We start from the raw sequence: 8061 nt of genomic DNA on the forward strand, positions 1-8061 counted from the left end.
CCTGACCCTGTTCATCTGGCCGCCCGAGAACTGGTGGTCGGGCGTGGATACGGACTGGCGGCTGGTGATGCTGGCCGTCGGACTGATCGCGGCGCCGGCGGGGCTGTGGCTGCTGCTCGACAGCCACGGCAAGACCGGGCGCCCGTCGACGCGACTGGGCGTGGTGTGCCGCTTCACCGTGTTCGGCGGCCTGCTGGCGGCGGCGATGCAGACGATCATGGCCGTGGTCATGGCGGGCCTGGCGGGCGCCGCCTCGCAGAGCCTCGTCCAGGGCGTGGGCGCGATCGAGACGGCCCTGCTGATCTATGGCGTCGGCGGCCTTCCGCTGGCGGTCATGATGGGGGTCAGCTACGCCCTGTGGGGCGGTCTGTGCGTGGCCTATCTGGGCTTTGTCCCGGCGCCCGTCGTCAAGAACCGCATGGGCGTCCTGGCCGAACGGGACGTTACGGGGATTTAACGTGAAGCGAAGCGGCCGTCCCGACTAAGCCTCGACCTCTTCACCAGAACAGGGACGAGCATGAGGGATCAGGTCGAGACGGTTCAGCCGAAGCCGGTGGCGGCGGATCAGCGGGTCGTGACGCTGGACGTGCTGCGCGGCGCGGCGGTTCTCGGAATCCTAGCGGTCAATGCCGCCTTCTTCTCCTTGCCGCTGGAAGCTCTGGACATGGCGCCGGAGCAGTCGCCTTTTCCCGCCGTGCCGGGCGCGTCGGGCGTGGCGCAGTGGGTCGTCGACGTCTTCTTCACCCAGAAGTTCGTGACCCTGTTCTCCATGCTGTTCGGCGTGTCCATCTTCCTGGTCGGCGGCGAGCGCGGTGATGAGGCGAAGGGGCGCGTTCTACGCCGTCGCCTGATGTTCCTGGCCCTGTTCGGCCTGATTCATGGTGCGGCCTTCTGGTACGGCGACATCCTGCTGCTCTACGCCTGGTCGGGGCTGTTCGTGATGTTGATGCGATCCATGTCGGCCAAGTCCCTGATCTGGATCGGCGCGGGCGCCACAGTGTTTCTGGCGACCTTGCAGGCGGCCTTTGTGCTGGCCATGGTTCATTTCCCTGAGGTTATGGCCGGCCTGAACGAAAGCGTATCCGACACCGCGGTCGCCGATGCGATCGCCGCCTATCAGAGCGGCTGGGCGGGGGCGATGCTGCAGAACATGAAGGCCTGGGGTTTCGCAACGACTGCGAGCCTGTTGATGTATGTCTTCTCGATCGTGCCGTTGATGATGCTGGGGATGGGCCTGTTCAAGGCCGGCTTCTTCCACGGCCGGGTTCCGACGTGGATCTATCTGGCGCTGATCGCGGGCGGGGCGACGGTGCTGACTCTTCTGGGCGTGCTGCAATGGCGCGAGCTTCAGGTCGGGCCGGTTGCGGAGGGGACGGGCGGATGGGCCGCCGTGGCGGAGTCCTATCCGCTGATCATCACCCTGGCCTACGCCTCGGCGCTGATCCTGGCGACGACGCGCGGCGTGGGTTGGCTGCGTAAGGCGTTGGCGCCGGTGGGGCGGATGGCCTTCACCAACTATCTGACCCAGACCCTGATCATGACGACGATCTTCTACATGCCGTGGGGGCCGCGCCTGTTCGGCCAGGTCGACTATCCGATGCAGTGGGCCATCGTCGTGGGCGTGTGGGCGCTGCAGCTGATCTGGTCGCCGCTGTGGCTGTCGAAGTTCACCATGGGGCCGTTGGAGTGGCTGTGGCGGCGTCTGAGCTATGGACGCGGTCTGCCCCTGCGCCGTACGGCCTGAGCGGGAAGGGGCGGCGGCGAGTTGCGGCGACGGAACTGATGGCTTAATCGCCGCTTCATGACCGACGAAGCCTCCAACCGCCCCGAAGCCCGCGCCCCGCGCGGGTTCGCCGACCGTCGCGGCCGCGACCTGACCGCCGAGCGCCGCATCGTCGCGCGCGTGTCCGAGGTCTATGAGCGCTGGGGCTTCGAGGCGCTGGAGACTCCGGCGTTCGAATACGCCGATGCGCTGGGCAAATTCCTGCCGGACGCGGACCGCCCGAACGAAGGCGTCTTCGCGCTTCAGGACGACGACGATCAGTGGATGGCCCTGCGCTACGACCACACGGCGCCGCTGGCCCGTTTCGCCGCCCAGAACTGGGAGACCCTGCCCAAGCCGTTCCGCCGCTACGCCTATGGGCCGGTGTGGCGCAATGAGAAGCCGGGGCCGGGCCGCTTCCGCGAGTTCTGGCAGTGCGACGCCGACACCGTCGGCTCCGACCGGCCCGAGGCCGACGCCGAGATCATCGCCATGGGCTGCGAGGGCCTGCGCGCCGCGGGTCTGGCGGCCGGGCAGGCGGTGATCCGCGTCTCCAACCGCAAGCTGTTCGACGGCCTGTTCGACGCGGGCGGGATCACCGATCCTGTGCAGCGGCTGACGGCCCTGCGCGCGGTGGACAAGTATGACCGCCTAGGCGTCGAGGGCGTGCGCCTGCTGCTGGGCGAGGGCCGTCTGGACGAGTCCGGCGACTATACAAAGGGGGCGAACCTGCCCGCCTCGGTGATCGGGGCGATCGAGGCGTTTCTGGCTTCGGCCGAGACGCCGGGGCTCAGCCGCGCGGGCGTGCTGGACGCCGTGTCCGGCGCGGCCTTGGGCGCGGCGGGCGAAGAGGCGCTGAAGGAGCTGGCCGCCATCGACCGCGCCCTGAACGCCATGGGCGTGTCGCAGGACGACGTGCGCTTCGACCCGACCATCGTGCGCGGGCTGGAATACTACACCGGCGCGGTGTTCGAGGCCGAACTGCTGCTCGACACCAAGGACGAGAAGGGCCGGACAGTGCGCTTCGGCTCGATCGGCGGCGGCGGGCGCTATGACGACCTGGTGTCGCGTTTCACCGGCCAGTCGACCCCGGCGACGGGTTTCTCGTTCGGCGTGTCGCGTCTGGCCTCGGCCCTGCGCGCGGCCGGTCGCGGCGCCGAGGACGAGACGCGCGGGCCGGTGGTGGCCATCGTCTTCTCCGAGGACGACATGCAGCACTATCTCGACGCCGTGTCCGAACTGCGCGCGGCGGGCATTCCGGCCGAGCTGTATCTGGGGCGGGCGGGCATGAAGGCGCAGATGAAATACGCCGACCGGCGCGGCGCCCCGGCCGCCGTCATCCTGGGCGGAGACGAGATCGCCGCCGGGCACGTGACGATCAAGGATCTGGACGCCGGACGCGCCCGCGCCGCCGCCATCACGGACAATAACGCCTGGAAGGCCGAGCGTCCGGGTCAGCAGACCGTGGCCCGCGATCAACTGGTCGCGGTGGTCCGTTCCATTGTCGAATAAGTTTCGATAAAAACCATGACGAAGACGTGACTTATCAACGTTCAGTTACGAAAGAACGCTCTTTCGATAGAGGCTTGATTGACTTGACCCCCTCGATGGCGTCATTTGGTCTCACTCAAGAGGCGCAGCGCTCAGCCGCAGCGACATCTTGAAGGCGTTTCGGGGAGGAAACGTCCGCTCCTGAGAGAGCGAGAAGGCCCGCTGCGATGTATCCCCCGCAGCGGGCTTTTTCATGCTTGGAAGTCAGGAATTTATCGAAGGATGTTCGATATAGGGGCGGTTTTAGCATGGAGAAGCGTCGGGAGACGGCACCATGAAAAAGGGCCGGAGCGTCGCCGCTACGGCCCTCTTCGTTCAGCAGGCGCGGCGTCCTACCAGATGCGGACGCGCTCTTCCGGCGACAGGTAGTATTTGGTCCCCGGCTTGACGCTGAAGGCGTCGTACCAGGCGTCGATGTTGCGGACCGGGCCGATCACGCGGAATTCGGCCGGGCTGTGCGGATCGGTGGCGATCTGATTGATCAGCGCGTCGTGACGGTATTTGGACTGCCAGACCTGGGCCCAGCCGTAGAAGAAGCGCTGGTCGCCGGTCGTGCCGTCGATCACCGGGGCGGGCTGGCCCTTCAATGACAGGTGATAGGCCTCCAGACCGACCGCCGTACCGGCGGCGTCGCCGATGTTCTCGCCCATGGTCAGGCCGCCCTGGACGGGGTGGCCGGGGACGGGTTCGAACTGGTCGTACTGGGCGCCCAGACGCTTGGTCAGGCTCTGGAAATTGGCCTTGTCCTGTTCCGTCCACCAGTTGCGAAGCACGCCGTCGCCGTCGGACTTGGAGCCCTGGTCGTCGAAGCCGTGGCCGATCTCGTGGCCGATCACGCCGCCGATGCCGCCGTAGTTTACGGCCGGGTCCGCGTCCGGATCGAAGAAGGGCGGCTGCAGGATGGCGGCCGGGAAGACGATCTCGTTATTGGCTGAGTTGTAATAGGCGTTCACCGTCTGGGGCGTCATGCCCCACTCGTCCTTGTCGACCGGCTGGTCCAGGCGCGACAGGCGATAGTTCCACTGGAACTGGCCCATGCGCTGGCTGTTGCCGAACAGGTCGTCGGCTTGGATCTCGAGCGCGGAATAGTCGCGCCACTTGTTCGGATAGCCGATCTTGACGGTGAATTTGCGCAGCTTCTCCTGAGCCGCCGCCTTGGTCTCCACGCCCATCCAGGTCAGGTTGTCGATGCGGTGCGACAGGGCGGTGCGCAGGTTGGCGACCAGCTCTTCCATCTTGGCCCTGGATTCGGCCGGGAAGTATTCGGCGACATAGAGACGGCCTGCGGCCTCGCCCAGGGCGCCCTCGGCGAAGCTGATGGCGCGCTTTTCACGGCTGCGCTGTTCGGGCTGGCCGGCCAGGTCGCGCGAATGGAACGCCCACTGGGCGTCCGAGAAGCGCTGCGACAGCATGGGGGCCGCGTCGTCCGTGGTGTGGAAGGCCTGCCAGGCCTGCAGGGTCGCCACCGGCGTCTCGGCGAAGATGGCGGCCAGCTTCGGCATGGCCGTGTTCTGGCGCACGATCACGCGGTCGACCGCGCCCAGACCGGCGGCGTTGAAATAGCCGGCCCAGTCGAAGCCGGGCGCCTCGGCGGCCAGGGTCTGGATCGAATAGGGGTTGTAGGTCTTGTCGCGGTTGCGGTTCTCGATCGGCGTCCAGTGCGCCTCGGCGATCCGGTCTTCCAGGGCGACGATGGCGGCGGCCGAAGCGGCCGGGTCGGTCCAGCCGATGTTGGTCAGCATCTGCTCGATATAGGCCTGATACTTCTGCTTTTTGTCGGCGAAGCGGGCGTCCAGATAGTAGTCGCGGTTGGGCATCCCCAGGCCCGACTGGCCCGTGGTCACGGCGTAACGTGTGGGGTTCTTCTGGTCGATGGTGACGCCTGTGCCGAAGAAGGAGCCGCCTGCGCGCCCCTGGGTCTGGCCCATGTAGGCGGCGATCTTCTCATGGCTGTCCGCGGCGCGGATGGCGGCCAGATAGGGGGCCAGCGGCTGGGCGTCCAACTGGTCGACGCGGGCCTGATCGATGAAGGCGCGGTAGGCGTCGGCGATCTTCTGCTCGTCCGAACCGGAGGCCAGATCGGTGCGCGCGGCCAGGTCCGTCACCAGCTTCTTCATGCGGTTGTCCGACAGTTCGCGCAGCAGGGCGAACGAGCCGTAGGAGGTGCGGTCCGACGGGATGGTCAACTGGTCCAGCGCCGCGCCGTTGGCGTAGCGGAAGAAGCTGTCGCCCGGATCGACCGAGGTGTCGCGACCGGCCAGGTCGAAGCCCCAGGTTCCATATCGGGGCGCATCCGTGCCCTGCCAGCCGGAGGCGCCGCCCTGGGCGGCCGGTGTCTGGAACAGTTCGAAGACGGTGCAGGCCTCGTCGATGCAGGCGTGGTCATGGCCGTCGTGGGCCAGGGCGGCGGCCGGCGCCAGAAGGGCGGCCGCAGCGACCCCCGCGAACAGTTTCTTCATTCTTGTTTCCTCATCTCGGACCCCAAGGGGCGCGCTGCCCAAAGCCTAGAGGCAGGGGCGATCCAGCGGTCTTAAAAAATTTTAGCGCGCCGCGCGAGGGCGGACTGAATTCCCTCTTCTGGGCCTTTGACCGCCGCAATGATGCTGAAGCGAAATAGACTGAGGCATAAAGCCAAGCTTTGAGCTGGAGAGCTTTCCTGACCTTGCGGCATCAGTAGAACTCCTTAGTCGTGTTGAACTCCTAAGCGTGGTGCGGCAGAGTTTTCTGCCGCCTGTGACCCATTTTGGTCATTGTTCGGTGATGAAAGTTCACCACTTCCTCCTAGGAGCGTTCTCCCTTGTCCCAGGCTCGCGTCAGATCGACGGCGAGCCGCGATGAGGCGAACGCCGCACATAGATGAGTTTAGAGCCGCCGCCGATGCGTGAATCTTCCCAGTCCGCCCCTGCCGTCGCCGAAGCCGAAGTCCAGCCTCGGCTGAACCGCCGCCAGGCCGCCAAGGTGCGCACGCGTCAGAAGGTTCTGGACGCCGCCCGCACCCTCTTCGCCGAGCGCGGCTATGACGCCGCCACCATTCGCGACATCGCCAAGGGCGCCGGCATGTCGACCGGCGCGGTCTTCGCCAACTTCCAGGACAAGGCCGAGCTGTTCGAAGCCGTCTTCTCCGAAGAGATGGAAGGCCTGCTGCTCGACATCCGCACCGCCGCCGCCGAGGGCCGCGTCTTGGATCGCCTGTCGAACGGGCTGACGGCGGGCTATCACCGCTCGCTGGACCATCTGCCGCTGATGCAGGCCATGGTGGCGCGTTCGTGGTTCCAGCCGGAAGACGCCGATTTGCGCTCGCGCGCCTTCGTCCGTCCCCTGGTCGAGGCCGTGGCCGAGATTCTGCAGGCCGGCGTGCGTGAAGGCGAGCTGCGCCAGGACGTGGACCTGCCCATGTTGGCGCGCCTGATCTGGGACGTCTTCATCAACAACTTCCGCTTCGCCGCCTATGACAACTGGGGCATCGAAGAGCTCACGCCGCATATCCGCAAGCAGCTGGAGCTGATCCTGTCCAGCCAGCTGGCGCGGCAGTAAGGCCTAGGCTGGAACCGGATCGAGGGTCGTATGCCGAACGGGCGTGCGGCCCTTTTTCATGCCCGATCGGCGCCATGCCTGTCATTGAGCGCGGACAGGGGGAAGGGAGCGGCGCCTTACGGTCGCGTCTGCCCTTCGCCGCGCACCACATATTTGTAGGTCGTCAGCTGTTCCGCGCCGACCGGGCCGCGCGCGTGCAGCTTTGACGTCGAAATGCCGATCTCGCCGCCGAAGCCGAACTCGCCGCCGTCGGCGAACTGGGTCGAGGCGTTGATCAGGACGATGGCGCTGTCCACGCCCTCAGCGAAGCGCTCGGCGGCCTTCTCGTCGGTGGTGACGATGGCCTCTGTGTGGCCCGAGCCGTAAGCGCGGATGTGTGCGATCGCGCCGTCCACGCCGTCCACCACGCGCACGGACAGGATGGGGGCCAGGTATTCGGTCGTCCAGTCGGTCTCGACCGCCTCGACCATGTTCGGAACCAGTGCGCGCGCTTCGGCGTCGCCGCGCAGTTCGCATCCGGCGGCCGTCAGGTCGGCGGCGACGGCGGGCAGCAGGCGGCCCGCCGCCGCGCGGTCCACCAGCAGGGTTTCGGTCGCGCCGCAGACGGAAACGCGGCGCATCTTGGCGTTCAGGGTCACGCGGCGGGCGACATCGAGGTCTGCGGCGGCGTCCAGATAGGTGTGACACAGGCCTTCCAGATGGCCCAGCACCGGCGCCTTCGCCTCGGCCTGAATACGGGCGACCAGACTCTTGCCGCCGCGCGGGATGATCAGGTCGACGGCGCCGTTCAGACCCGACAGGATGGCGCCGACAGCCTCGCGGTCGGGGACAGGGACCAACTGGATCGTATCGACGGGCAGGCCCGCTTCGGCCACGGCGCGGGCGACGACGGCGGCGATGGCGCGTGATGAGTCCAGACAGTCAGAGCCGCAGCGCAGGATCGCGGCGTTTCCGGACCGAATGCACAGGGCGGCGGCGTCGGCGGTGACGTTGGGGCGGCTCTCATAGATGACGGCCAGCACGCCGATCGGGGTGCGGACGCGGGCGATGTCCAGACCGTTGGCCGGGGTCCAGCGGGCCATTTCGGTGCCGACAGGATCGGGCTGGACGGCGATGGTTTCGACCGCGACGGCCATGCCCTCGATACGGGCAGGCGTCAGGGCCAGGCGGTCGATCAGGGCCTCGGATAGGCCGCCGTCGCGGGCGCGGGCCGC

General features: G+C 67.2%; 6 protein-coding genes. 4 read left to right on the forward strand and 2 right to left on the reverse strand.

Annotation, left to right across the window (positions count from 1 at the left end):
• The 3 genes from BDIM_RS16560 to hisS form a co-directional block, all read left to right on the forward strand.
• Window positions 1-457 (forward strand): hypothetical protein (locus BDIM_RS16560; protein WP_155818755.1); only part of this gene is annotated, 457 nt, incomplete at its 5' end.
• A gap of 60 nt (window positions 458-517) precedes the next feature.
• Window positions 518-1744: a DUF418 domain-containing protein gene (locus BDIM_RS16565; RefSeq protein WP_003166706.1), complete on the forward strand. Its 1227-nt coding sequence runs from the start codon at window positions 518-520 to the stop codon at window positions 1742-1744.
• Between the two features lie 57 nt (window positions 1745-1801).
• Entirely contained in the window at window positions 1802-3274 is a 1473-nt protein-coding gene (gene hisS, locus BDIM_RS16570) for a histidine--tRNA ligase (RefSeq protein WP_003166707.1), read from the forward strand.
• Window positions 3275-3645: 371 nt separating this feature from the next.
• Here hisS and BDIM_RS16575 read toward each other — a convergent pair whose 3' ends face one another.
• Window positions 3646-5772 carry a M13 family metallopeptidase gene (locus BDIM_RS16575; protein ID WP_003166708.1) on the reverse strand — a complete coding sequence of 709 codons (2127 nt, stop codon included), beginning with the start codon at window positions 5770-5772 and terminating at the stop codon, window positions 3646-3648.
• 418 nt (window positions 5773-6190) lie between these two features.
• Here BDIM_RS16575 and BDIM_RS16580 point away from each other — a divergent pair, with 418 nt between their 5' ends.
• Window positions 6191-6847 (forward strand): TetR/AcrR family transcriptional regulator, encoded by a 657-nt coding sequence (locus BDIM_RS16580; protein ID WP_003166709.1) that lies wholly within the window; start codon window positions 6191-6193, stop codon window positions 6845-6847.
• A gap of 116 nt (window positions 6848-6963) precedes the next feature.
• Here the strand turns inward: BDIM_RS16580 and BDIM_RS16585 are convergent.
• On the reverse strand, window positions 6964-8061 hold a 1098-nt coding region (locus BDIM_RS16585), incomplete at its 5' end, for a glutamate-5-semialdehyde dehydrogenase (protein WP_040346506.1).

This window comes from Brevundimonas diminuta ATCC 11568 (assembly GCF_000204035.1).
Taxonomy (GTDB): Bacteria; Pseudomonadota; Alphaproteobacteria; order Caulobacterales; family Caulobacteraceae; genus Brevundimonas; species Brevundimonas diminuta.

Coding starts and splice junctions, on each gene's coding strand:
- BDIM_RS16575 (WP_003166708.1), bottom strand. CDS start 5,772: ATGAAGAAACTGTTCGCGGGGGTCGCTGCGGCCGCCCTTCTGGCGCCG.
- BDIM_RS16565 (WP_003166706.1), top strand. CDS start 518: ATGAGGGATCAGGTCGAGACGGTTCAGCCGAAGCCGGTGGCGGCGGAT.
- hisS (WP_003166707.1), top strand. CDS start 1,802: ATGACCGACGAAGCCTCCAACCGCCCCGAAGCCCGCGCCCCGCGCGGG.
- BDIM_RS16580 (WP_003166709.1), top strand. CDS start 6,191: ATGCGTGAATCTTCCCAGTCCGCCCCTGCCGTCGCCGAAGCCGAAGTC.